General features: G+C 70.9%; 2 protein-coding genes. Both read right to left on the bottom strand.

Going from position 1 to position 2190, the window contains the following annotated elements:
• Positions 1–56 precede the first annotated feature (56 nt).
• Positions 57–851 carry an IS21-like element helper ATPase IstB gene (gene istB / locus CRM73_RS18990; RefSeq protein ID WP_229588771.1) on the bottom strand — a complete coding sequence of 265 codons (795 nt, stop codon included), beginning with the start codon at positions 849–851 and terminating at the stop codon, positions 57–59.
• A gap of 1 nt (position 852) precedes the next feature.
• On the bottom strand, positions 853–2097 hold the full coding sequence (istA, locus tag CRM73_RS18985) for an IS21 family transposase (protein WP_229588770.1): 1245 nt from the start codon (positions 2095–2097) through the stop codon (positions 853–855).
• Positions 2098–2190: the final 93 nt, after the last annotated feature.

Raw genomic sequence — 2190 nt, 5'->3', positions numbered from 1 at the left:
TGTCAACGGCGAGTGAAAACTGACCCCTTTCCGGCATCTGAAGGTTGACCCCCTGATCACTCGTCTTCTTGGGTTCCGGCCGCGGGCACGCGGCCGAGATCTCGGTTCTTCAGCCGGTAGGAGTCGCCCTTCAAGGCGATGACCTCCGCGTGGTGCACGAGGCGGTCGATCATGGCCGCGGCCACGACGTCGTCGCCGAAGACCTCGCCCCACCGGCCGAAGGGCTTGTTGCTGGTCACGATCAGCGAGGCCCGCTCGTAGCGGGAGGACACCAGCTGGAAGAACAGGTTCGCGGCCTCGGGCTCGAAGGGGATGTAGCCGACCTCGTCGATGACCAGCAGCGGGATCCGGGCCAGCTTGCGCAGCTCGGCCTGCAGCACCCCGGATTGGTGGGCCGCGGCCAGGCGGTCGACCCACTCGGCGGCGGTGGCGAAGAGCACCCGGTGCCCGGCCTGGCAGGCACGGATCGCGAGGCCGGTGGCCAAATGCGTCTTGCCCGTGCCCGGGGGCCCGAGGAAGACCACGTTGTCCTTGGCCGCGACGAAGTCCAGGGTGCCCAGATGCGCGATCTGCTCCCGGCGCAGTCCGCGGGCGTGGTCGAAGTCGAAGTCCTCCAGCCCCTTGCGGGCCGGGAATCGGGCGGCGCGGATGCGGCCCTCCCCGCCGTGGGCTTCCCGGGCGGCGACCTCGCGCTGCAGGCAGGCCAGCAGGAACTCCTGATGACTCCACGCCTCGGTCTGGGCGCGCTCGAGCAGCCTCGGCACGGCCTCGCGCAGGGTCGGGGCTTTCAGCGCCCGGGTCAGATAGGCCAGCTCTGCCTCCCAGTCCCGGGCCGGTGTTCTGGTGGTCATCTCAGGCCACCCCCTCATCGACCAGGGCCTCGGCTATCAGGGCGTCGTAGACGCTCAGATCCCGCTGCTCCACCTCGGTGGCCGCCGGCGGCACGGGCACGGCCAGCCGCCCCCGGCGCAGCGCGACCGCCGCGGCCGCATGCGCCGGGTCGGTGAAGCTCTGGTGCTTCGCCCAGGACCGGGGGTGCTCGGCCACCACGACCCCCTCGCAGGTGACCACCACCCGTTCCAGGTCCGCGGTCACCTGGATCCGCCGCCCGACAACACCGGGGTGGACGGAGTAGTCGTTGGCGTCCAGACGCACGTAGTGGTCCCGCGGCAGCCGGGTCGACCAGGACCACCCGGTGGCCGGGGCCACCGGGGGCAGAGGCAGCATCGCAGCCCGGTCCGCGGCCACCCGGTCCTCAGGGGTGCACCCGAGGACCCGCATCCGCCGGTGATTGCTGCCCGCCACCCAGCCGGCGATCTGGGCGTTGAAGTCGGCCGGGGAACTGAAGGTCCGCCCGGGCAGGAACGAGGTCTCCAAATGATCGTGGAAACGCTCGACCATGCCCTTGGCCTCGGGATCGGCTGGCTTGCAGATGATCACCTTCGCCCCCAGCACCCCACGGAAGGCGTGGGTGGCCGCCGTGAGCTCTGGGGCCCGAGCCCGCCACCGGCCCACCGCGCCCTCCCCGTCCCACACCAGCGTCCTGGGCACCGCCCCGAGGGTCAGCAGGTTCGCCCACCACCCGGCGAACAGATCCTGCTCACCGCGGGAGGGCACCAGCACCGCGGCCCGGAACCGGGAGTACCCGCTGACCATCGTCAGCACCGGCAGCCGCGTGGCCGTGCGCACCTGCCCGCACCCCACCGGCAGAGTGATGTCGGGGAACCAGAAGTCAAACTGCGCCAGCTCCCCGGGCCGGTAGACCGTGCGCGAGGCAGGATCCGGGGGCAGGTACACCGGGCGCAGCTCCGCGACCCGGTCGCGCAGCACCCGGATCGAGCGGTCCCAGCCGATCCGCTCGGCGATCACCGTCGCAGGCATCGTCGGATACGCCTGCAACAGCTCACGGATCTGGGGCTCGACCGCATCCACGATCGACCCGACGGGTTTCCGCTGGTACCGCGGCGGCTCATCCGCGGCCAGCGCCTTCTTCACGGTGTTCTTCGAACACCCCATCATCCGCGCGATCGCCTTGATCGGGATGCCCTCACCCCGATGCAGCCGCCGGATCTCCGCCCAGTTCTCCACGCTCAACACCCGCTTCCTCCCGTCCTCGCCATGAGGACAGGGTCCAGCAGGGGGTCAAACTTCGCCTGCCGCCACGGGGTCAGTTTTCACGTGCCGCCGACA

The organism is Kocuria sp. CCUG 69068 (assembly GCF_020833785.1).
GTDB classification, from domain to species: domain Bacteria; phylum Actinomycetota; class Actinomycetes; order Actinomycetales; family Micrococcaceae; genus Kocuria; species Kocuria rosea.
This window is presented reverse-complemented; position numbering and strand designations above follow the sequence as displayed.

Excerpts from the sequence above, each read along its gene's own strand:
- istB (WP_229588771.1), bottom strand. The coding sequence starts at position 851 with ATGACCACCAGAACACCGGCCCGGGACTGGGAGGCAGAGCTGGCCTAT.